Annotated in this window: 22 protein-coding genes and 1 pseudogene; 14 read left to right on the top strand and 9 right to left on the bottom strand. The window is 55.3% G+C overall.

Annotated features, from left to right (window positions below):
* Window positions 1-2: 2 nt before the first annotated feature.
* The 7 genes from mrdB to lipA all read left to right on the top strand — a co-directional run bounded on the left by mrdB (window position 3) and on the right by lipA (window position 7,108).
* A complete protein-coding gene (mrdB, locus tag AC4OVU_RS06625; RefSeq protein WP_015571139.1) occupies window positions 3-1,115 on the top strand; it encodes a peptidoglycan glycosyltransferase MrdB in 1,113 nt (370 codons plus the stop codon).
* A 16-nt stretch (window positions 1,116-1,131) separates the two neighbouring features.
* Window positions 1,132-2,232 (top strand): endolytic peptidoglycan transglycosylase RlpA, encoded by a 1,101-nt coding sequence (rlpA, locus tag AC4OVU_RS06620; RefSeq protein ID WP_110292863.1) that lies wholly within the window; start codon window positions 1,132-1,134, stop codon window positions 2,230-2,232.
* 139 nt (window positions 2,233-2,371) lie between these two features.
* Window positions 2,372-3,583, top strand: coding sequence for a D-alanyl-D-alanine carboxypeptidase DacA (dacA, locus tag AC4OVU_RS06615; protein WP_003858714.1), 1,212 nt, complete (start codon window positions 2,372-2,374; stop codon window positions 3,581-3,583).
* Between the two features lie 107 nt (window positions 3,584-3,690).
* Window positions 3,691-3,954, top strand: a complete 264-nt coding sequence (ybeD, locus tag AC4OVU_RS06610; RefSeq protein ID WP_003858718.1) for a DUF493 family protein YbeD — start codon at window positions 3,691-3,693, stop codon at window positions 3,952-3,954.
* Between the two features lie 94 nt (window positions 3,955-4,048).
* A complete protein-coding gene (gene lipB, locus AC4OVU_RS06605) occupies window positions 4,049-4,690 on the top strand; it encodes a lipoyl(octanoyl) transferase LipB (protein ID WP_017382471.1) in 642 nt (213 codons plus the stop codon).
* Window positions 4,691-4,981: 291 nt separating this feature from the next.
* Window positions 4,982-5,935 carry a YbeF family transcriptional regulator gene (locus AC4OVU_RS06600; RefSeq protein WP_049134529.1) on the top strand — a complete coding sequence of 318 codons (954 nt, stop codon included), beginning with the start codon at window positions 4,982-4,984 and terminating at the stop codon, window positions 5,933-5,935.
* A gap of 207 nt (window positions 5,936-6,142) precedes the next feature.
* Window positions 6,143-7,108, top strand: coding sequence for a lipoyl synthase (lipA, locus tag AC4OVU_RS06595; protein ID WP_006809637.1), 966 nt, complete (start codon window positions 6,143-6,145; stop codon window positions 7,106-7,108).
* 80 nt (window positions 7,109-7,188) lie between these two features.
* On the opposite strand, the gene tatE is transcribed toward lipA, so the two are convergent.
* Both tatE and AC4OVU_RS06585 read right to left on the bottom strand, forming a co-directional pair.
* Entirely contained in the window at window positions 7,189-7,392 is a 204-nt protein-coding gene (tatE, locus tag AC4OVU_RS06590) for a twin-arginine translocase subunit TatE (RefSeq protein WP_003858723.1), read from the bottom strand.
* 125 nt (window positions 7,393-7,517) lie between these two features.
* Complete coding sequence (locus AC4OVU_RS06585; RefSeq protein ID WP_110292864.1) at window positions 7,518-8,306, bottom strand: deaminated glutathione amidase; 789 nt, start codon at window positions 8,304-8,306, stop codon at window positions 7,518-7,520.
* A gap of 67 nt (window positions 8,307-8,373) precedes the next feature.
* On the opposite strand from AC4OVU_RS06585, the gene crcB reads away from it, so the two are divergent.
* A complete protein-coding gene (crcB, locus tag AC4OVU_RS06580; protein WP_045328948.1) occupies window positions 8,374-8,757 on the top strand; it encodes a fluoride efflux transporter CrcB in 384 nt (127 codons plus the stop codon).
* A gap of 219 nt (window positions 8,758-8,976) precedes the next feature.
* Here crcB and cspE read toward each other — a convergent pair whose 3' ends face one another.
* The 7 genes and pseudogenes from cspE to AC4OVU_RS06545 all read right to left on the bottom strand — a co-directional run bounded on the left by cspE (window position 8,977) and on the right by AC4OVU_RS06545 (window position 16,438).
* Window positions 8,977-9,186: a transcription antiterminator/RNA stability regulator CspE gene (cspE, locus tag AC4OVU_RS06575; RefSeq protein WP_002439184.1), complete on the bottom strand. Its 210-nt coding sequence runs from the start codon at window positions 9,184-9,186 to the stop codon at window positions 8,977-8,979.
* Window positions 9,187-9,376: 190 nt separating this feature from the next.
* The gene (gene pagP, locus AC4OVU_RS06570; RefSeq protein WP_017382475.1) at window positions 9,377-9,952 is read right to left on the bottom strand and encodes a lipid IV(A) palmitoyltransferase PagP; all 576 of its coding nucleotides are present in this window, start codon (window positions 9,950-9,952) and stop codon (window positions 9,377-9,379) included.
* Window positions 9,953-10,113: 161 nt separating this feature from the next.
* The gene (locus AC4OVU_RS06565) at window positions 10,114-13,230 is read right to left on the bottom strand and encodes an efflux RND transporter permease subunit (RefSeq protein WP_058700497.1); all 3,117 of its coding nucleotides are present in this window, start codon (window positions 13,228-13,230) and stop codon (window positions 10,114-10,116) included.
* The gene (locus tag AC4OVU_RS06560) at window positions 13,227-14,426 is read right to left on the bottom strand and encodes an efflux RND transporter periplasmic adaptor subunit (RefSeq protein WP_023303290.1); all 1,200 of its coding nucleotides are present in this window, start codon (window positions 14,424-14,426) and stop codon (window positions 13,227-13,229) included. The genes AC4OVU_RS06565 and AC4OVU_RS06560 overlap by 4 nt, the downstream gene beginning before the upstream one ends.
* Window positions 14,423-15,679: a TolC family protein gene (locus tag AC4OVU_RS06555; protein ID WP_110292865.1), complete on the bottom strand. Its 1,257-nt coding sequence runs from the start codon at window positions 15,677-15,679 to the stop codon at window positions 14,423-14,425. The genes AC4OVU_RS06560 and AC4OVU_RS06555 overlap by 4 nt, the downstream gene beginning before the upstream one ends.
* 11 nt (window positions 15,680-15,690) lie before the next feature.
* Window positions 15,691-15,984, bottom strand: coding sequence for a copper-binding protein (locus tag AC4OVU_RS06550; RefSeq protein ID WP_047732889.1), 294 nt, complete (start codon window positions 15,982-15,984; stop codon window positions 15,691-15,693).
* Between the two features lie 53 nt (window positions 15,985-16,037).
* Window positions 16,038-16,438: pseudogene (locus tag AC4OVU_RS06545) on the bottom strand (hypothetical protein).
* A 340-nt stretch (window positions 16,439-16,778) separates the two neighbouring features.
* On the opposite strand from AC4OVU_RS06545, the gene dcuC reads away from it, so the two are divergent.
* The 6 genes from dcuC (at window position 16,779) to ypdE (ending at window position 22,962) form a co-directional block, all read left to right on the top strand.
* On the top strand, window positions 16,779-18,146 hold the full coding sequence (gene dcuC, locus AC4OVU_RS06540) for an anaerobic C4-dicarboxylate transporter DcuC (protein WP_110292866.1): 1,368 nt from the start codon (window positions 16,779-16,781) through the stop codon (window positions 18,144-18,146).
* A gap of 94 nt (window positions 18,147-18,240) precedes the next feature.
* On the top strand, window positions 18,241-19,050 hold the full coding sequence (gene rna, locus AC4OVU_RS06535) for a ribonuclease I (RefSeq protein WP_003858741.1): 810 nt from the start codon (window positions 18,241-18,243) through the stop codon (window positions 19,048-19,050).
* Window positions 19,051-19,223: 173 nt separating this feature from the next.
* A complete protein-coding gene (locus tag AC4OVU_RS06530) occupies window positions 19,224-19,547 on the top strand; it encodes a PTS fructose transporter subunit IIB (RefSeq protein ID WP_017382483.1) in 324 nt (107 codons plus the stop codon).
* Between the two features lie 27 nt (window positions 19,548-19,574).
* Entirely contained in the window at window positions 19,575-20,825 is a 1,251-nt protein-coding gene (locus tag AC4OVU_RS06525; RefSeq protein WP_110292867.1) for a PTS fructose transporter subunit IIC, read from the top strand.
* 11 nt (window positions 20,826-20,836) lie between these two features.
* A complete protein-coding gene (ypdF, locus tag AC4OVU_RS06520; protein WP_110292868.1) occupies window positions 20,837-21,949 on the top strand; it encodes an aminopeptidase in 1,113 nt (370 codons plus the stop codon).
* Window positions 21,922-22,962: an aminopeptidase gene (ypdE, locus tag AC4OVU_RS06515; RefSeq protein ID WP_110292869.1), complete on the top strand. Its 1,041-nt coding sequence runs from the start codon at window positions 21,922-21,924 to the stop codon at window positions 22,960-22,962. Before ypdF ends, ypdE begins: the two co-directional genes overlap by 28 nt.
* The last annotated feature ends 21 nt before the right edge of the window (window positions 22,963-22,983 follow it).

Raw genomic sequence — 22,983 nt, 5'->3', positions numbered from 1 at the left:
TCATGACGGATAATCCGAATAAAAAATCGCTGTGGGACAAGATCCACATCGACCCTGCCATGCTGCTGATCCTGCTGGCTCTGCTGGTCTATAGCGCCCTCGTTATCTGGAGCGCCAGCGGCCAGGATATCGGCATGATGGAGCGTAAAATCGGCCAGATCGCCATGGGTCTGGTCATTATGGTGGTGATGGCGCAAATACCGCCGCGCGTGTACGAGGGCTGGGCGCCCTATCTCTATATTTTCTGTATCATTTTGTTGGTGGCAGTAGATGCTTTCGGCGCCATCTCGAAGGGGGCACAGCGCTGGCTGGATCTGGGGATTGTTCGCTTCCAGCCGTCGGAAATCGCCAAAATCGCCGTCCCGCTGATGGTGGCGCGCTTTATTAACCGCGACGTCTGCCCGCCGTCGTTGAAAAATACCGCCATTGCGCTGGTGCTGATTTTCCTGCCGACGCTGCTCGTGGCCGCACAGCCGGACCTCGGTACTTCTATTCTTATCGCCCTCTCCGGCCTGTTCGTCCTTTTCCTGTCCGGCCTGAGCTGGCGTCTGATCGGTATCGCCGTGGTGCTGGTTGCCGCGTTTATCCCTATCCTCTGGTTCTTCCTGATGCATGATTACCAGCGTCAGCGCGTTATGATGCTGCTCGATCCCGAGACCGATCCGCTGGGCGCAGGCTATCATATTATTCAGTCGAAGATTGCGATTGGCTCCGGCGGCCTGCGCGGTAAAGGCTGGCTGCACGGTACGCAGTCGCAGCTCGAATTTTTACCGGAACGCCACACCGACTTTATCTTTGCCGTTCTGGCTGAGGAGTTAGGGCTGGTTGGCATCCTGGTGCTGCTTGCACTCTACGTGCTGCTGATCATGCGAGGTTTGTGGATCGCCGCGCGCGCGCAAACCACCTTTGGTCGCGTGATGGCAGGCGGATTAATGTTGATTTTGTTCGTTTATGTCTTCGTAAATATTGGTATGGTGAGTGGTATTCTGCCGGTTGTTGGCGTACCGCTGCCGCTGGTGAGTTACGGGGGCTCGGCACTGATCGTGTTGATGGCCGGGTTTGGTATCGTCATGTCGATCCATACCCACAGGAAAATGTTGTCCAAAAGCGTATAAAAATAAGGGGATCGCAATGCGTAAGCAGTGGCTGGGGATCTGCATCGCAGCAAGTTTACTTGCCGCCTGTACAAGTGATGATGGTCAGCAACAGGCAACCGTCGCGCCGCCGCAGCCTGCGGTCTGTAATGGCCCGATTGTTGAGATTAGCGGTGCCGATCCCGTTTATGAACCGCTGAACGCCAGCGTGAATCAGGATTATCAGCGCGACGGTAAAAGCTATAAAATCGTTCAGGATCCTTCCCGTTTCAGCCAGGCTGGCTTTGCTGCCATCTATGACGCTGAGCCCGGCAGCAATCTGACCGCGTCGGGTGAAACCTTCGATCCGATGCAGATCACGGCGGCACACCCGACGTTGCCTGTCCCGAGCTATGCACGCATCACTAACCTGGCGAATGGCCGAATGATCGTGGTGCGTATCAACGATCGCGGTCCTTACGGCACCGATCGCGTGATCTCCCTGTCCCGTGCGGCGGCCGACCGTCTGAACACCTCAAACAATACTAGAGTGCGTATCGACCCGATTATCGTGGCGCAGGATGGTTCACTGTCTGGCCCGGGCACGGCCTGTACCACGGTCGCGAAACAGACCTATGCCCTGCCCGCTCGCCCGGATCTGAGCGGTGGTATGGGGGGCGCTTCAACGCCGGCAGAGCCCGCACAGCCGCAGGGTGAAGTGCGCGCTATCAGCAACGATACGCTGCAAAGTGAAGACGCGACAGGCGCCCCGGTGAAAAGCAGTGGTTTCCTTGGCGCACCCACCACGTTAGCGCCGGGCGTGATTGAATCAAATGAACCTGCCCCAGCGCCCGTCGCTGCTGCACCCGCTACACAACCCGCCCCGGTGACCGCGCCTGCTGCTACGCAGACGGCGGCGCCTGCGACGGCGAGCGGCAGCTACGTGGTTCAGGTTGGCGCCGTCAGCGATCGGACCCGTGCAGAGCAATATCAGCAGCGTTTAAGCAAGCAGTTTGGCGTGCCAGGCCGCGTTGAGCAAAACGGTGCGGTATGGCGTATCCAGATGGGTCCATTTGCCAGCAAATCGCAGGCAGCGTCCCTGCAACAGCGTTTGCAGAGCGAGGCGCAGCTCCAGTCGTTTATCGCTGTTGCAAAATAATTATTCGGTGGTATCCGAAATGTCAGTTTGTGTAAAGCACGTTAACACTCTCATGATGAAAGTCGGATGCCTGCCCGTATAGCATTTGCTATAGTAAGGCACTTTTTTTAATTCCATCACGGATGTCGTAGTTCTGACCATGAAGACCACTTTTTCTGCTCGTTTTGTGCAGCGCATGGCGCTGACCACGGCCCTTTGCGCTGCTGCGTTCTCCGCAGCTCACGCGGACGACCTGAACATCAAGACCATGATCCCTGGCGTTCCGCAGATCGACGCGGAATCCTACATCCTGATTGATTACAACTCCGGCAAAGTTCTGGCAGAACAGAACGCCGATGCCCGCCGCGATCCGGCCAGCCTGACCAAAATGATGACCAGCTATGTTATCGGCCAGGCCATGAAAGCAGGCAAATTCAAAGAAACCGACCTGGTGACCATCGGTAACGATGCGTGGGCAACCGGCAACCCGGTGTTCAAAGGTTCATCGCTGATGTTCCTGAAGCCAGGCATGCAGGTTCCGGTCTCTCAGCTTATCCGTGGCATCAACTTGCAGTCCGGTAACGACGCCTGCGTGGCCATGGCCGATTTTGCAGCGGGCAGCCAGGACGCGTTCGTGGGCCTGATGAACAGCTACGTCTCCGCCCTGGGCCTGAAAAACAGCCACTTCCAGACCGTTCACGGCCTGGACGCCGAAGGTCAGTACAGTTCCGCGCGTGACATGGCGCTGATCGGTCAGGCGCTGATCCGCGATGTGCCAAACGAGTACTCTATCTACAAAGAGAAAGAGTTCACCTTCAACGGCATTCGTCAGACCAACCGTAACGGCCTGCTGTGGGACAACAGCCTGAACGTCGACGGCATCAAAACTGGCCACACCGATAAAGCCGGCTATAACCTGGTGGCCTCCGCCACTGAAGGCCAGATGCGTCTGATCTCTGCCGTGATGGGGGGGCGTACGTTTAAAGGCCGCGAAACGGAAAGCAAAAAGCTGCTGACCTGGGGCTTCCGCTTCTTCGAAACCGTGAACCCGCTGAAAGCCGGTAAAGAATTTGCCTCTGAACCTGTCTGGTTTGGCGATAACGACCGCGCTTCCCTGGGCGTGGACAAAGATCTCTATCTGACGATCCCACGCGGTCGTATGAAAGATCTGAAAGCCAGCTACGTGCTGAATACCACCGAGCTGCACGCCCCGCTGCAAAAGAATCAGGTCGTGGGTACTATCAACTTCCAGCTGGATGGCAAAACCATCGATCAGCGCCCGCTGGTGGTGCTGGAGGAAATTCCTGAAGGCAATTTCTTCGGCAAAATCATTGATTACATTAAGCTGATGTTCCATCACTGGTTTGGTTAAAAATTGAACACTTGAAAGTGTGATTTTGATCCCCATATACTACGTATCAGTAAAACTCCCGCCCCGTGGCGGGAGTTATTATTTTTTACACACACGCCGGAGCTGACATGAAAACCAAACTTAACGAACTGCTTGAATTCCCTACCCCTTTTACTTACAAAGTAATGGGTCTGGCGAAACCTGAGCTGGTTGATCAGGTGGTTGAAGTGGTACAGCGCCATGCGCCGGGCGACTACTCTCCATCAGTCAAACCGAGCAGCAAAGGTAACTACCACTCGGTCTCAATCACCATCACTGCGACACACATTGAGCAGGTTGAGACGCTGTACGAAGAGCTCGGCAATATCGAAATTGTTCGTATGGTGCTGTAGTCCCTCAGCGGTTACCCGGTTTGCCGGGTAACCCACTCCCCCGCTGTGATATACTCCCCGTTACCTATTCTCCCTTGTCTTCGGAGACGTCCTTTTGTACCAGGATAAAATTCTTGTCCGCCATCTTGGGCTACAGCCTTACGAGCCAGTCTCTCAGGCTATGCATGACTTTACCGATATGCGCGATGACACTACCCCTGATGAAATCTGGCTGGTTGAACACCTGCCGGTGTTTACTCAAGGCCAGGCAGGAAAAGCCGAACATTTATTGATGACGGGTGATATCCCGGTGATCCAGAGCGATCGCGGTGGACAGGTAACCTACCACGGCCCGGGCCAGCAGGTAATGTATGTCCTGCTTAACCTGAAACGCAGAAAGCTGGGCGTGCGTGAGCTCGTGACCTTACTGGAACAAACCGTGGTGAACACGCTCGCTGAGTACGGTATCGATGCTCACCCTCGCGCCGATGCCCCGGGCGTCTATGTTGGAGAGATGAAGATCTGTTCGCTGGGGCTGCGTATCCGTAAAGGCTGCTCGTTCCACGGGCTGGCGCTGAATATCAATATGGATCTGACCCCTTTCCAGCGGATCAACCCATGCGGGTATGCCGGTATGGAAATGACGCAAATGCGCCAGTGGGTCGATACCGCCACCCCTGAGAATATCCGCCCCGTGCTTCTGAAGAAGTTTTTAGCGCTGCTTAACAATCCTGACTACGAATATATTGCTGCTTAACACACTTCCGGCAGTGGTTCGGTTATTTGACCAGCCACTGCTTAATTGCCGCATTTACGCTTTACAATAAACCGCATATTCTATATTTTCGAGTCGCCCATATATTAGCGTCCCATATTAATTAGAACCTTAATAGTACCATCACCGGGTATCGTGTAACGTGCGTGATAATCATCCAACTGCTTGTTTTCGATAAACAAGGGAAACTTGCGAAACACTTTACGAATCTCTGCAAGCATAATAAATAAATTCAACTATCATTCATATTGTGAATGGATACGGAGTAAGAGCGTGGAGCCTACTAATTTACCAGCCAAACGCCTGAATGAAACCAGCGGCGAAGATAAGCCGCAAATTTTCCGGACTTTACGTAATATTGATCTCAATTTATTGACTATTTTTGAGGCGGTATATGTCCACAAAGGTATCGTTAATGCTGCGAAAATTCTTAATCTCACGCCCTCCGCTATTAGCCAGTCAATTCAAAAATTGCGCGCGATATTTCCCGATCCCTTATTTATTCGTAAAGGCCAGGGCGTAACCCCCACCGCGTACGCCACCCATCTGCATGAGTACATCAGCCAGGGTCTGGAATCGATTCTGGGCGCGCTGGATCTCACCGGCAGTTACGATAAGCAACGAACCATCACCATAGGCACCTCTCCCTCTGTGGGCGTTCTGGTCATGCCCGCTATTTACCAGGCTGTTAAACAGCATGCGCCACAGCTGCTGATCCGCAACGTGCCCGTTAACGATCCGGAAACTCAGCTGGCACAATTCCAGACGGACCTGATCATCGATAGCAACAGCTTCGCGGCCAGGGCATTAGGGCATAACGTTCTCTATACCGACTCTCTGGCGCTCGTTTGTCGTCAGAATCATCCTGCTTTGGGCGCAGCTTTGACGCCTGAAAATTTGCGTCATTACGAACATGCAACCTTTATGTCCGAGGGGCAGGGTCCGGATCCGCTGCGCCAGCGTATTGACGAACTGTTCCCGGACCGTCTGATCAGCTTCAGCAGTTACAATATGTTTACCCTCGCGGCCCTGATTGGCAGCAGCGATTTGCTCTGTATTATGCCTGTGCGTCTCTTCACTCTGCTTCAAAAGTGCTGGCCGCTGGAGAGCATTCCATTGAGTCAACTTACGACGGAATCTGTTGAAATCTCACTGCATTACAACAAGCTAAGCCTGCGCGATCCGGTGCTGGAAAACGTCATTAACGTGATCCGCCAGACATTCTGATCCCGCCTTTCAGCACAAGCCCCTGCCGCAAGCGGGGCAAAAGGCACAAAACAACAACTATTTTACAAATTGGCGACCTGGCAGGCTGCTTTATCGCCCCTTTAAATGATATACTGCCTGTCGTTCGTTCAAAAATAGTTGATAATTACAACATTCCCTTGAATTGAAACGCTTTCCTTCGATATTCGCAACTGGAACACGCACGCTATGAGTAAACCCATTGTGATGGAACGCGGTGTTAAATACCGCGATGCCGATAAAATGGCCCTTATCCCGGTTAAAAACGTGGCTACAGAGCGCGAGGCGCTGTTAAGAAAACCGGAATGGATGAAAATCAAACTTCCGGCCGACTCTTCGCGTATCCAGGGGATCAAAGCGGCGATGCGCAAAAATGGCCTTCACTCTGTCTGTGAAGAGGCCTCCTGCCCTAACCTTGCTGAATGTTTCAATCACGGTACCGCGACATTTATGATTCTGGGTGCCATCTGCACCCGCCGCTGTCCGTTCTGTGACGTTGCCCATGGCCGTCCTGTTGCGCCTGACGCAAACGAACCGCAAAAACTGGCGCAGACGATTGCCGATATGGCGCTGCGTTATGTTGTTATCACCTCCGTTGACCGTGACGATCTGCGCGATGGCGGTGCTCAGCATTTTGCTGACTGTATTACCGCCATCCGCGAAAAAAGCCCGAACATTAAGATTGAGACGCTGGTGCCGGACTTCCGTGGCCGTATGGATCGCGCGCTTGATATCCTGACCGCGACGCCACCAGACGTGTTCAACCACAACCTGGAGAACGTACCGCGCATCTACCGTCAGGTACGTCCCGGTGCAGACTACAACTGGTCGCTGAAGCTGCTGGAACGCTTTAAAGAAGCCCATCCGCATATTCCAACCAAGTCTGGCCTGATGGTCGGCCTGGGTGAAACCAACGCTGAGATCATTGAAGTGATGCGCGATCTGCGCCGCCACGGCGTCACCATGCTGACGCTGGGCCAGTACCTCCAGCCAAGCCGTCACCACCTGCCTGTACAGCGTTACGTGAGCCCGGATGAGTTCGATGAAATGAAAGCCGAAGCGATGGCGATGGGCTTTACCCATGCCGCGTGCGGTCCGTTTGTTCGCTCCTCTTATCACGCCGATATGCAGGCGAAGGGCGAAGAAGTGAAATAAAGCTGTAAAATTTATTTACAGTAAAACAAAAAACCGGCCTCGTGAGCCGGTTTTTTTATGCAAGCCTTGCAGCATTGCCATTACTCTTTGTGTGAAAGCTTCTGCGCAGTGATGTCATCTTCGGCGCTTTTCTTTGCTGCCGCGTCGTCATCGTTCATTGCTTTCTTAAAGCCCTTAATGGCAGCACCCAGGTCTCCACCCAGCGTGCGTAACTTCTTGGTACCGAACAGCAGGACGACCAGTGCGGCAACCACCAGCAGTTTGGTAATACTAATCTCACCCATAAATACCTTCTTTACATGAAACAGGCTGCATTCCGCCAAAAAACCTGAACGTATTAACGGTCATTTGGCGCGTGCACACAATAGCAATCTGTAACAAGGTGAATCAAGCATTGTTGAAAAAAACATCACATTAATTGCGGTGGCGCAAACCTGCGGTTGCGCAGAACAGGTAATTGCTGACGCGCAAGCGCTATTCGGGCTGAAATTATCTCCGTCAGCAATAAAGCAGGCGTCTCTGCCGCCGCCGCAACCGTCACCCCCAGCGGATCGACAACCCTGCTCTGCCCGATATTTTTGTTACCACATTCACCCGCGGCTACTACGTAACAGGTGGTATCCAGCGCGCGTGCTGCCAGCAGCGTCGCCCAGTGATGCTCATTAAGCGGTCCTTTGACCCACGCGGCGGGCAGAACCAGCACCTCGGCCCCCTGCAATGCCAGGTTTAGCGCCAGCTCGGGAAAACGGATATCGTAGCAGGTCATCAGGCCAACCTTAAAACCCGCCACCTCAATCAACGGCGGAATGACACTCCCCGGATCGACCAGGCGCGACTCCTGAACGCTGAACGCATCATACAGATGAAGTTTGGCGTAACTCGCGACGATGGCACCCTCACGTATCGCCACCAGCGTGTTTACCGCGCGCCCCGGCGAGGACGGAACATGGACCGTCAAGATGGTGGTGAGCGTGTTGCCAACGCTTTCGGCCAGCAGTCGTTTCAGAAACGCCCCTTCCAGCGTTTGCGCAGACTTTACCGACAGGTCTGGATCGCCATCATCACGGGCCAGTAACGCCTCGGGAAGTACCAGCAACGACGCCCCTTTTTGCTTCGCCTGATGCATCAGGGAGACGCATTTTTCCGCGTTTTCATTCCAGTCCGGCGTCACCGCGAACTGCCCTACTGCAACATACATAATTGTCTCCCGGTTAAAAACAGCGTTACACTCGACGCACTTACACAGCAAATAGCAGGTATTGACAGTGTTACAACTACTTATAGCCGTTTTTATTGGTGGAGGCACGGGTAGCGTTGTGCGGTGGCTCTTAAGCATGCGGTTTAACCCCCTGCATCAGGCCATTCCGATGGGGACACTGGCGGCAAATCTGATCGGGGCGTTTATTATTGGGATGGGGCTGGCCTGGTTTAATCGCATGACCAACATCGACCCTATGTGGAAGGTTCTGATTACAACTGGTTTCTGCGGCGGCTTAACAACGTTTTCTACCTTCTCTGCGGAGGTGGTGTTTCTGTTTCAGGAAGGCCGGATGGGCTGGGCGCTGACGAACATTGCCGTTAACATGCTTGGCTCGTTTGCGATGACTGCGATCGCATTCTGGTTATTTTCCTCCGCCAGCGGACATTAAGCGCGGCAACCTTAATGTTGGCTTAATTTTTCTCTGTCACTCTTGGCTCAATATTGAACGAGGGTGATAGCATGAAAGAAACTCTGTCAGGCGTGGGTATGGTATTGCTAAGCGTCGCGATCGTCGCCAGCTTCCTGAAGATCTATCTTATTGGTTGATTCAGAACGAAAAAAACCCGCTCATTGAGCGGGTTTTGAAATTCTTGCTGACGCGTCTGAATTACAGAGCGATTACGTTAGCAGCAGAAGGGCCTTTGGCACCGTTAGTGATTTCGAACTCTACGCGCTGACCTTCAGCCAGAGTTTTGAAACCATTAGACTGGATTGCAGAGAAGTGTACGAACACGTCTTTGCTGCCATCTTCAGGAGTAATGAAACCGAATCCTTTGGACTCATTAAACCACTTAACGTTACCTTTAATCTTAGACATCAAAATTACCTTTACATTAAAAAACGACACAAATGCTGTGTCGGGTATCAGTACAACAATTGTGAGGCGTTTTGTCCAGCGGATCTTTGATAAAAAGTGACAAAAGTCGCGTTAATTTTCGCTGTTCGATTTTTATCCTTTACATTTCAATGTCTGTGCGTTTTTTGGCCGATTTAGCAGAAAAATTCAGTTAAAACTGAAACCGCATCCAGGCAAAGTAAACGTTACCGTTGTTATAGGTACCCGGTATGTAGGTCATCTGAAACGTTGCCGGACCATAGCCGATGGAGGCAAGCGGCAGCAGTACCGGAACAGGAATGTATTTCCAGTTATCACGCGCCGTGAACCCTGCCGTATAGCCCAGCCCCAGACGGAAGTTGTCGTCTGATAACGGACGCCAGGTTTTTTCCCAGCCGTAGCCACCAATAGGCTCCCATTTATTGTAGGAGTCCTTAAACGCCATCAGGTACAGGCCATGCCAGTTACCTTTTTCATCCCAGCGAGACTGACCGAAGCCGGCCCCCCACGGACGCTCGTTATAACGGTCAGTTTTTTCTTTATCGTAGGCAAAACGTGCATGCCACGTAATGGCCGGAATATAGAGATCGTAATGCTCAGGTTCGTTCCATGTTTGCGCCACGTTATCCGTGAAGGTGGTGAACCAGCCTTTATCCGCTGTATTGCTGTCTGCATTAACCGCAGACGCAAACGATAACTGCCCAATAATAAACAACAAAATCAGGGGGAATTTAATTCGTACAATCACAATGCCATTACCATATTTAGTATTCGGTGCAGACCTTAACACAGAATACTTGAATGAACGCTTAACAGCATGAGTGTTATTCCTAATTACCATCCCGTTCCTGGGAATAATCTGAGGATACATAAACTGCATGCCTGAATAAGCACATGCAGTTGACATATTTAACGTTGATGTAACAATTTGTAGAGTGCGGGAATAACTAACATCGATAATAACGGTGCCGTTACCATGCCACCAATCATCGGCGCGGCAATACGTTGCATCACCTCTGAGCCACTCCCACTGCCCCACATGATGGGCAGCAGTCCCGCCATAATAGTGGCGACCGTCATCACCTTCGGACGCACGCGCAGAACGGCACCTTCGTGGATCGCACGCATCAGCACCGTATTTCCCCCTTCTGGCTCCAGCCTGTGATATTTATCGAGCGCATGATTCAAATAAAGAACCATAATTACGCCGAATTCTGCCGCCACCCCGGAAAGGGCGATAAAGCCAACGGCCCCCGCCACTGACAAATTATATTCAAGCAGCCACAGTAACCACACGCCCCCAATAAGCGCGAAAGGCAATGTCCCCATTATTATCAGGACATTTGATATCCGCCTGAAGGTTAACCATAAAAGGACGAATATAATCATCAGCGTGACAGGTAAGACTATTTTGAGCGTCGCGGTCGCCCGTTCCAGATATTCAAACTGCCCGGACCAGGAGAGAGACACGCCCTGCGGCAATACCACCTTCTCCTCCACCCGTTTTTGCATTTCATCCACGGCGGACTTCAGATCGCGCCCGCGCAAGTCCACGTAGATCCAGCTGGAAAGGCGCGCGTTTTCACTTTTTAGCATCGGTGGGCCTTCCGTCACGACGATATCGGCCAATTCCCCCAGCGCCACCTGGCTACCGCTGGCGGTCACTACCGGCAACACCCGCAACGTGTCGACGTTATCACGCAAATCGCGGGGATAACGCAGGTTGATGGGATACCGCTCGCGTCCCTGGATCACCTCGCCAATGTTATCACCCCCGACCAGCGTGGAGACCAGGCTTTGCAGTTCATCGACGGAAACGCCGTAGCGCGCGGCTTTTTGCCGGTCGATACGTATATCCACGTAGCGCCCGCCTTCCAGACGCTCCGCCAGCGCAGAGGAGACGCCAGGAACGTCCTTCACCACCTGCTCAATCTGCCGGGCCACGCGCTCAATGTCGGCAATATTATTGCCGTTCACCTTAATGCCGACAGGGCTTTTGATCCCGGTTGCCAGCATGTCCAGGCGGTTACGGACAGGCGGCACCCACACATTGGCAATACCCGGCAGCGACACGGTTTTATCGAGCTCCTCCACCAGCTTTTGCGGCGTCATTCCTGGCCGCCACTGCTCGCGGGGCTTAAAGTGAATGGTTGTTTCCAGCATGGTTAATGGCGCGGGATCGGTTGCCGACTCCGCGCGACCGGCTTTGCCAAACACGCTCGCGACCTCCGGTACGCTTTTGATCAAGCGGTCCGTCTGCTGAAGCAGCCGCGATGCCTCGCGAGCAGAGATCCCCGGCAGCGTGGAGGGCATATAGAGTAAATCCCCTTCATCCAGCGGCGGCATAAATTCGCTGCCCAGGCGGCTCAGCGGCCAGAGCGTGGCGATCAGCAGCAGACATGCCAGTGCCAGCGTCATTTTCGGGAAGGTCAGTACCTTGTCCAGCAGCGGCTCATACAGGCGGATCAGGAGGCGGTTGATCGGGTTTGCCTTCTCATCCGGGATTTTCCCGCGAATGAAAAAGCCCATTAGCACCGGCACCAGGGTGATCCCAAGCCCGGCGGCCACGGCCATCGACCAGGTTTTGGTGAACGCCAGCGGCGAGAACATTCGCCCCTCCTGCGCTTCCAGCGAAAAAACCGGTATAAATGACAGCGTGATGATTAACAGGCTGCAAAACAGCGCTGGTCCCACTTCAACCGCCGCCTTTTCCGCCAGACGCCAGTATTCCCCCGGCGCGGGCTCCTTGCCCGGATTATCATGCCGCCACTGCTCCAGCACCTTGTGCATGTTTTCAATCATCACAATTGCCGCATCCACCATCGCCCCGATGGCAATGGCGATCCCGCCGAGCGACATCATATTCGCGTTAATGCCCTGATAGTGCATCACCACAAAAGCACCGAGGATCCCCAGCGGCAGAGAGACCATCGCCACCAGCGCGGAGCGCAGGTGGAACAGGAAAAGCGCGCACACCAGTACCACCACGGCAAACTCTTCGAGCAGCTTGTGCGTCAGCGTTTTGACCGATTCCTCAATCAGCGTGGAACGATCGTAGACCGGAACAATCTCGACGCCCTGCGGCAGCGTTTTTTGCAGCTCGCTCAGTTTCGCTTTTACCGCACGAAGCGTTTCCAGCGCATTCTGCCCGTAGCGCATCACGATCACGCCGCCAGCGACCTCCCCTTCACCGTTAAGCTCTGCCACGCCCCGGCGGATCTCCGGGCCAATGCCAATGGTGGCGACATCTTTCAGCAGGACAGGTACGCCATCGCGGGTGGCGATCACCACATTGCGAAAATCCTCCAGCGAGCGCAAATAGCCCGTTGTCCGCACCATATACTCCGCTTCGCTCATCTCCAGCAGGGCGCCGCCGCTCTCTTTATTGGCGGCCTGCACCGCGCCCGATAGCTGGCTGTGGGTAATATTCAGCGCGCGCATCTTCGCCGGGTCCGCCACGATCTGATACTGACGCACCATTCCGCCAATGCTTGCCACTTCAGATACATTCGGTACCGTCTTAAGCTCGAACTTAAGCGTCCAGTCCTGAAGGGCCCGCAGATCTGCCAGGCTGTGTTTTCCACTACGGTCGATCAGCGCATATTCGTAGATCCAGCCCACGCCCGTCGCATCTGGCCCCAGCGACACCTTCACGCCTGGCGGAAACTGCGCCTGTACCTGGCTTAAATATTCCAGCACCCGGGATCGCGCCCAGTAGAGATCGGTGCCATCCTCAAACAGCACATACACATAAGCGTCACCAAACATTGAAAAACCACGCACGGTTTTAGCTCCCGGCACAGACAACATGGAGGTTGTCAGGGGCCAGGTCACCTGATCTTCAATCACCTGCGGCGCTTTTCCGGGGTAACTCGCTTTGATAATGACCTGCACATCAGACAGATCGGGCAACGCGTCCAGCGGCGCGCGCTGCACCGCCCACCAGCCCCAGCCGGCCATCATCAGCGCGGCCAGGATCACCAGCAGGCGGTTACGCAACGAGGCGCGAATCACAGCGGCAATCATGGCGTCACCTCCGGCATCACGCTACGCAGGCTGGCTTCGGAATCAATGAGGAATTGCCCGGACGTCACCACCTTATCGCCCTCTTTGACCCCGGACAGGATCGCCGTCCAGCCCTGCGCCGTCAGGCCGGTTGTCACCGTCACAGGCTGGAAATAACCGTCCCCGGTGGCCAGCAGCAGACGCGCAGACTCTCCGCTGTTAATCACCGCCTCTTCCGGCACCGCCAGCACCGGCGGGCCTTTCATCTCTTCCGCACGCCTGACGGAGAGGTACATGCCTGGCTTCAGCTTATGTGCGGTATTTTCCAGCACGATACGGGCTTTCAGGGTTCGCGTGGTCGCCTCCATCTGCGGCAGCAGTTCGCTGACCGTGCCGTGGAATTGCTCCCCCGGCCAGCTTTCTGACGTTGCTACCACGTTGCTGCCCACTGCCAGAGACTGCGCCTGCGTTTGCGGGTAGTCGACCACCAGCCAGACCGGATCGAGGCTGGCGATCTCAAACAGCGGCGCCGTTGCGGTGATTTGCGCCCCTTCCCGCACGTCCAGCTTCACCACATACCCCGCCCGGTCAGCGCGCAGGGTGAGCGTGGTCTGCGGCTTACCGCTACGCTCCAGCAAACGAATGACCTCTTCCGGCATAAACTGCAACGCCAGCCGCTCGCGTGCGGCGCGGGTCAATGCGGCATCGCCAAGCTGACGAACCGCGAGATACTCCTGCTGGGCGGTGGTCCATTGCGGGATCCACAGTTGCGCCAGCGCTTCTCCGGCTTTCACCTGCTGCTGCGGCGCATTAACAAACAATTTTGACACCACGCCATTGGCCGGGGCTGACACCACCGAGACGTTACGTTCATCCGTTGCAACCGTGGCAAAGGCCGAGAACGGCGAAACCAGCTGGCGCATCTCAACGTTGGCGGTTTTCATCCCCAGGTTTTGCTGCTGTTGAGTGCTGATGGCCACGCCCGACGCCGCCTGTGCTTCATCGGCGTAGCGCGGGACCAGATCCATATCCATAAAGGGGGATTTACCCGGCTTATCGAAGCGCTGACCGGGCACCATAGGGTCGTACCAGTAAAGCACCTTACGTTCAGAGGGTTGTGCAGCCGCAGCCGGCTGATGCGTCTGCTTCTTTCCGACAAAATAGCCGCCAGCGGCAGCTATCGCGATGGCAATCGCCATTAACGTTGTTTTTTTCATTGCGCCAGCTCCTGCGGGATCAGCCAGTTCACGGCAGCCCAGGTTCGCGCCATTTCGCGCTCCGCCTGGTTCACCGCCAGTTCCGTATCCAGTACGCCACGACGCGCCTCCAGCAGGGCCGGAAGCGCCGACTGTCCAGAGCGATATTGCGCCGTCAGTACCGCCAGCCGTTGACGCTGCAACGGTAGTACCTCGTCCCGCTGTCGCTGCCACACCGTTTGCGCAGCCTGATACTGCGCCACCAGCGTTTGCACCTGGGCAATGTGTTCACGTTTGAGCAGCGTCAGTTGATCCACCGCCTGCATTGAGCGGGAAACATCGGCGGCGTAATCCTTGTCCTGACGTTTTGACTTGAACAAAGGCAGATCCACGCTGAACATCACGCCAGCCATATCGTCATAGCCTTCGGCGCGGTGGGCGTAATAGACCTCCACATCCACATCGGGTATCGCCGCCACGGCAGATTGCGCTGAACGCGCTTTCGCGGTCTCGGCTTCACGTCGTGCGGCCTCCACTTCCGGGTGCCTGACGATCCCCTCCTGCAACGTTTTTTCATCGGCAGGAAGACGCTGATAGCGCGGCAGCGGACCGCGAACCGCCGTAATCGCGTGCCCCGTAAGCTCCAGCAGACGGCTTTGCGCCAGCTGCACATCCCGCTGCGCCAGCGTCTCTTTGTCGCGCATGGCGCTGAGGATCATTTGCAGGGCCAGTACGCTGTCCGGCGTGGCGCTTCCCGCCCCGACGCTCGCCTTCTGCACGCCCCGCTGGCGTTCCGTTTCGCGGACCAGCGTTCTGGCCGTGTTCAGCGCCTGCTGGGCCAGCGCCAGATCCAGCCAGGCCTGGGCGGTATCACGCTGAAGCGCGGCGCGGACGGCCTCGGATTTTGCCAGCACGCTTCGCGCCTGCGCCTGAAAGGTCTGCGCTTTACGTTCCCGCTTCTCTGAGCTGACGTAGCTTTGCATGATGCCAACCTTCTGCATGGTCATCCCTTCGCGCGTCAGCCGCCGATCGTTGCTGCCCTGTACCGGCACGTTTTCGATACCGAATTTCAGTTTTGGGTCAGGTAATTGCGTGGCGGAATCCGCCATCGCATCCAGCGCCTGCGCTTCATTACGGCTGGCAGAGAGTTCTGCCGAGTAGCGCTGGGCTTCGGTCAGGGTGTGTTCGAGCGTCCACGGCTCCGCCTGCGCGGCGGAGGTTAACAGGCCGAACAACACCCCACCGAGCCACAGGCTCAGTGTGTGTTGTTTCATGGTGACCTCGCTTAGCGTGCTGGCGTCAGCGAGATAATCTGGAAACCGTCACCCGCACGCTCAAGCGTGAAGGTCACTTCATCCCCTGGTTTGGCGTCATTCAGCGTGGCGCCGGCAGATAAAGTAAACGGCATGGTCATTGCTGGCCATTTTAGTTCCGGTATGGCCTCGTGCCGGAGCATGACGGCGCCGTCAGAGATCGACTGAACCACGCCGCGGCCCTGCCAGGTCTGGTTTGCCTGAACGGTATAAGAAGCGAAAGAGACGGACGCGCCAACCAGCGCGGAAAGGAATACGGTACGCATGATAAAACTCCTGTTAAACGTTAAGTAAATAAAATCAACGAATTAACAGGTTTTTACTCCCGAAACCGGCAGTAGCGGATCGTTGCCGGCGGCCCCACAGCAGGAGGGGAACGGACCACGCAGAATGGCTAGCAGACGAGCACTCTGGGGTCGTTAAGGTCAGGGTCATGGCGGCAGGCAGCGCCACCAGATGCGGCTGGGCAGGATCTTTTTGTACCTGATCCGGCACACAATGCTTTTCACACAGCGGTGAAGCACCGGCAGCATAATGCGGCCCCGGTTGCGCCATCATCTCCATGTGCTGGATAGTGGCCACCTCACCGCGCAAATCCATTGAACATTGATGGGAGGCGACGGCCACCTGACTCTGGATCAACAGCCAGCCAAACGCCAGCAAAAACATCAGCAGATGTTTTTTGATAAAGCGCAGGCGATATGTCCAGCTGGCGTGCATATTCAGATCGTCGGATAGGGTAAAAGTGAACCGAGTATAAGCAGGCAAAAGAATGAAAGAGAAGTGGTTTTAAAGAGATTTACGTTTTAAATCGATTGTCGGCAAGTAATACTCAAAACCTTAACACTTCACCATCATTTTAATGACATATAATATCTATTCATCAGGTCAATAACGTCTTAATATAAATGACGCAGGGTTAGCAAAAATATCGTCATCAGTGCCTTTAGTAGTCTCTTTCTTGATTTTAATCAGCAAGGACTGGACATTTATTCGGCACATTTCAGCTTCTTTTTTATTGATTATTTGTCTCTCGGGCAGCAAGGATACAGGGGAAATCATGCTTACTTTTCTCGAACTCCTCATTGGAGTCGTGGTCATTGTTGGTGTAGCACGCTACATCATTAAAGGTTACTCAGCCACCGGCGTGCTATTTGTCGGCGGCCTGACGCTGCTGATCATTAGCGCGCTAATGGGTCATCAGGTTTTACCCGCCAGCGAAGCCAGTACCGGATATACCGCTACCGATATTGTGGAATATATAAAAATTCTGCTGATGAGCCGCGGCGGCGATCTGGGCATGATGATCATGATGCTCTGCGGATTTGCTGCCTATATGACCCATATCGGCGCGAATGATATGGTGGTAAAGCTGGCTTCTAAGCCGCTGCAATATATTAATTCCCCCTATCTGCTGATGGTCGCGGCCTATTTCCTGGCCTGTCTGATGTCATTAGCCGTTTCCTCAGCAACGGGCCTTGGCGTGCTGTTAATGGCAACGTTGTTCCCGGTAATGGTTAACGTCGGGATCAGCCGTGGCGCAGCGGCGGCTATTTGCGCCTCTCCGGCGGCGATTATTCTCTCCCCTACTTCCGGTGACGTAGTGCTGGCCGCAAAAGCCGCGGAAATGTCGTTGATTGACTTCGCCTTCAAAACCACACTGCCGATCTCCATCACCGCTATTCTCGGCATGGGCGTGGCGCATTTCTTCTGGCAGCGCTATCTCGATAAGAAAGAGAACGTCAGCCATGAAATGATAGACGTCAGCGAAATCACCACTACCGCCCCGGCGTTTTATTCCATCCTGCCCTTCACGCCGATTATTGGCGTGCTTATTTTCGACGGCAAATGGGGCCCGCAGCTGCACATCATCACTATCCTGGTGATCTGTATGCTGCTGGCGGCCATCCTGGAATTCGTTCGTGGTTTTAACACCCAGAAAGTGTTCACGGGTCTGGAAGTTGCCTTCCGCGGTATGGCGGATGCCTTCGCGGGCGTGGTAATGCTGCTGGTTGCCGCGGGGGTGTTTGCCCAGGGGCTGAGCACCATCGGCTTTATTCAGAGCCTGATCTCTATCGCCACCTCGTTCGGCTCGGCCAGCATTATCCTGATGCTGGTGCTGGTGGTGCTGACCATGCTGGCGGCGATGACCACCGGCTCCGGTAACGCGCCGTTCTACGCCTTTGTTGAGATGATCCCGAAGCTGGCGCACTCCTCCGGCATCAACCCGGCTTACCTGTCCATTCCGATGCTTCAGGCCTCCAACCTGGGGCGTACCATTTCTCCGGTATCGGGCGTGGTGGTTGCGGTTGCGGGGATGGCGAAAATCTCTCCGTTTGAAGTGGTAAAACGCACGTCAGTGCCGGTGCTGGTTGGCCTGATTATCGTTATTATCGCCACCGAAGTGCTGGTTCCCGGCGCTGCCTAAGCGAAATTCCTGATTTCCAAAAAGCGCCTGCGGGCGCTTTTTGTGCTTTAATAACCCCCAAAAATTAATCGCGCCCAACCAATCAGGAAAACAAATGTTCAGGAAGGATATCGTTATCCCGTCTGGCGCAGTAGCGCTTGCACTCTGTGTCTTCTCAATTCAGGCAGATCCGCTTAAGCCAACCCAGTACGGCGATTTCGATCGCTACGTTCTGGCCCTTTCCTGGCAAACCGGATTTTGCCAGAGCATGGTCGAACGTAACCGTGACGAACCGGAAGAGTGTCGCCTGCAAAAAGAGAGCAGCAACAAAACCGATTTTCTGACCGTCCACGGCTTATGGCCCGCGCTGCCGAAATCGATTGCCGCTCGCGGAGTGGATGAACGCCGCTGGATGCGCTTCGGCTGTGCCACTCGTCCGGTTCCGAATATGCCGGAAGCAAAAGCCAGCCGCAAATGTGACGCCGCAGAGACCGGACTATCGCTAACCGGCGCGGCGAAGCTGAACAGCGTGATGCCCGGCGCGGGCGGCAACTCCTGCCTTGAACGTTATGAATACGCGAAACACGGCGTCTGCTTTGGTTTTGATCCCGACGCTTACTTCGGCACCATGGTGCGCATGAACCAGGAAGTGAAGCACAGCGCGGCAGGAAAATTTCTGGCGGAAAATTATGGCAAAACCGTCCGCCGCAGCGACTTCGATGCAGCCGTGGCCAAAAGCTGGGGGAAACAGAGCGTAAAAGCGTTCAAGCTTACCTGCCACGGCAATCCGGCTTATCTGACCGAGATGCAGATCTCGCTGAACGCCAGCACCATCAACAACCCGCTCTCTGCCGGCTCCTTTGCGCCACAGCCGCATCCGGGCAACTGCGGCAAACAGTTTGTCATTGATAAAGCCGGTTACTGATGCTGCGCCGGGCACCTTTTTGCCCGGTTTTTCATTGATTTCCGTGATATGACGATTAACCTCACACTTCCGCTCACACGCATCATTTTTCCAGCTAAAGCATTATTAATCCGGTAAACATCACTGAAACCTCCCCGCCATAATCATGGCGTTATCTACAGGAGGAATTTCACATGGCTAAAAAACTGATTGCACTGTGCGCCTGCCCGATGGGCCTGGCACATACCTTCATGGCAGCCCAGGCGCTGGAAGACGCGGCGACGGAAGCCGGTTATGAGGTAAAAATTGAAACCCAGGGCGCGGACGGGATCCAGAATCGCCTGACCCCGCAGGATATTGCCGACGCTGACATTATTATCCACGCCATCGCGATCACCCCGGAAGACAATGAGCGCTTCGAAACGCGCGACGTGTATGAGATTACGCTTCAGGACGCCATTAAAAACGCGGCAGGCACCCTGAAAGAGATCGAAGAGATGATTGCAGCAGAACAATAATAATCCTCACACCCAGGGGTTTTCGTCATGGCTATTAAAAAACGCAGCGCGGTTCGCCCGGACAGTCACGAGGGTGACACACTTGCCATCAAATCCGCACCGGTTGCCGCCGGTGCGTCTTTCTGGAAAGAGCTTCCACAGCACATTATGTCGGGGATATCCCGCATGGTGCCAACGCTTATCATGGGCGGGGTTATCCTCGCCATTTCACAGCTCATCGCCTACGTCTGGCTGGAGATCCCGCCTGACACCGGTATTCTCGACGCGCTTAACTCTGGCAAATTCACCGGTTTCAATCTCTCGGTATTGAAATTTGGCTATCTGACCGAATCGTTCGGCGGGCTGCTGTTCAGCTTCGCCATCCCGATGTTTGCCGCCTTTGTCGCCAACTCTATCGGCGGAAAGCTGGCCTTCCCGGCCGGGTTTATCGGTGGCCTTGTCGCCACGCAGCCGACGCTGGTGCTGAACTTTGATGCGGAAAAACTGACCTGGCTTGCCACCAAACCCGTGCCCTCCACGTTTATTGGCGCGCTGATTATCGCCATAGCCGCAGGCTATCTGGTCAAATGGCTGAATAGCCGTATTAACGTACCGCAGTATCTGCTGGCCTTTAAAAGCACCTTTCTGATCCCAATCCTCTCGGCGCTGTTTGTGATGCTGGCGATGTATTACATCATCACGCCGATTGGCGGCTGGCTGAATGCAGGTATGCGGACCGTACTGCTGGCGGCGGGTCAGGCGGGCTCCATGATGTATGCCATCGGGATGGCGGCGGCCACGGCGATCGATCTCGGCGGCCCCATTAACAAAGCGGCGGGATTTGTTGGCCTGGGGCTGACAACCGATCATGTCCTGCCCATCACCTCCCGCGCCGTGGCGATTGTTATTCCGCCCATTGGTCTGGGGCTGGCCACGCTGATTGACCATCGTCTGACCGGCAAACGACTGTTTAGTTCGCAGCTTTATCCGCAAGGCAAAACGGCCATGTTCCTCGCCTTTATGGGCATCAGTGAAGGGGCCATCCCGTTCCTGCTGGAAAATCCGCTTGCGACGCTGCCGGCGTATATGGCGGGTGCGATCGCGGGTGCGATGACCGCCACCGCGCTCGGTGCCGTGCAGTGGTTCCCTGAATCGGCGATCTGGGCGTGGCCGCTGGTCACCAATCTGGGGGCGTACATGCTCAGTATTGTGGTCGGGGCGGCGATCACCGCGCTGTTGGTCGTGATTATTCGTAACAGTTTGCACAAGCGCGGAAAACTCGCTATCGACACGCTGTAACGGGGTGAACCATGGAATTACTGAGAAGGCTTCATGCCTGGCTGGCTGCGGAAAAACTGGACGGCGTGCTCATCTCTTCGCGCCAGAATAAACAGCCGCACCTGGGCATTTCAACCGGTTCGGGATATGTGCTGGTGACACAAACCGCGGCACATATCCTGGTGGATTTCCGTTACTACAGCGATATCGCTTCACGAGCGGCGGGCTATGAGATGCACCTGCTTAACACGGAGAACCCGTTTGCGCAGGCGGTGAACCAGATTATTGCGAAGGACAATCTCGCCCGTCTTGGCTTTGAGGGTGAATACGTGAGCTGGCAAACAGGCGTGCTGTGGCGCGATACGCTGAATACTACCCTTTGCAGCACCTCGCTCGACGCGCTGCGGCAGATAAAAAGCGCTGACGAAATCGACCGTATCCGTGCAGCATGCGGCATTGCCGACCGCGCCGCACGACACATCCGGCGTTTCATTCAGCCCGGTATGCGCGAGCGTGAAGTCGCTGCCGAGCTGGAGTGGTTTCTGAAGCAGGAGGGTGCGGACAAGCCCTCTTTCGACACCATTGTCGCCAGCGGGCCGCGCGGTGCGCTGCCCCACGGCAAAGCCTCTGACAAAGTGATTATGCCTGGCGAGATGATCACCCTTGATTTCGGCGCCCAACACCAGGGGTATTGCTCGGATATGACAAGGACCTTTCTTGTCGCCGGGCAAAACACGCCGCCGGAGGAGCACCCTCTCTATGCGGTGTACCAGATCGTTCTGGCGGCACAACAGGCGGCCATTGATGCCATCCGCCCCGGCGTTTCCTGTCATCAGATCGATAGCGCCGCACGTTCCGTGATTGAACGTGCAGGTTACGGTCCGCAGTTCGGGCATAACACCGGTCATGCCATTGGTATTGATGTCCATGAAAATCCACGTTTTTCCCCTACCGACCGCACCCCGTTGCAGCCCGGCATGGTGCTGACCGTTGAACCGGGGATCTACCTTGAACACCAGGGCGGGGTACGAATTGAAGATGTGGTGCTGGTGACGGAAACGGGCGCCGAGGTGCTTTATACCCTCGACAAACGGCTATTGCTGACGGGAGAACAAGAGTGGACAGAGATTTACTGCGCGCCCTGAGCGAAGCAGACGCCATTGCGGCCTCAGAGCAAGAGGTGCGCGACATCCTGCTCAGTGAGGCGCAAAAATACCATAAAGAGGTTCAGTTTGATGGGCTGGGTTCCGTGCTTATCCGCGTCAACCAGAGCCGGGGCCCGAAGGTGATGGTCTGCGCCCATATGGATGAAGTCGGTTTTATGGTGCGTAGCGTCTCGCGCGAAGGGGCCATTGATGTCCTGCCCATCGGCAACGTGCGCATGATGGCCCGTACCCTTCAGCCGGTGCGCATCACCACGCGTAACGGGGAAAAAATACCGGGACTGCTGGATGGGGATCTGAAAGGAGAAAACGTTGACAATGTACATGTCGACATTGGCGCGACGTCGGCGGAGGAGGTGTTCGCCGCCGGTATCGACGCAGGCGACCGCGTGGCGTTCGATACACCCTTTCAGACCCTTCCCCACAATCGGGTGATGGGTAAAGCCTTCGACGATCGTCTCGGCTGTTACCTGCTGATCGCGCTGCTGCGTGAGCTGCACCAGACGCCGCTCGACTGCGAGCTTTGGCTGGTGGCCAGCTCAAGTGAAGAGGTCGGCCTGCGCGGCGGCCAGACCGCCACGCGCGCCATTCATCCTGATATCGCGCTGGTGCTGGATACCGCCTGCTGGTCAAAAAATTTCGATTATGGCAGCGCCAACCATCGCCAGATCGGTGCGGGCCCGATGCTGGTGCTGTACGACAAAACGCTCATCGCCCCAGCCAAACTGACTGCGCTGGCTGAGACGATCGCGCGCTCGCAAGGGATCCCGCTGCAAAAAGACATGTTCAGCAACGGCGGAACGGACGGCGGGGCGATCCATCTCTCCGGCACTGGCGTGCCGACTCTTGTGCTTGGTCCCCCGACCCGACACGGGCACTGCGCGGCATCCATTGCCGACGAAAAAGACATTCATCACACCCAACAACTGCTTGTCGCGCTTGTGGCAGGCATGAACCGTGAGACCGTGGATCATCTGACGGACTTCAGATGCTGATCTCACGCGGCCTGGAGGAAG

This window comes from Enterobacter sp. 6722112, from assembly GCF_058661685.1.
The sequence above is the reverse complement of the archived record's forward strand: the minus strand, read 5'-3'. Positions and strand labels throughout refer to the sequence as shown.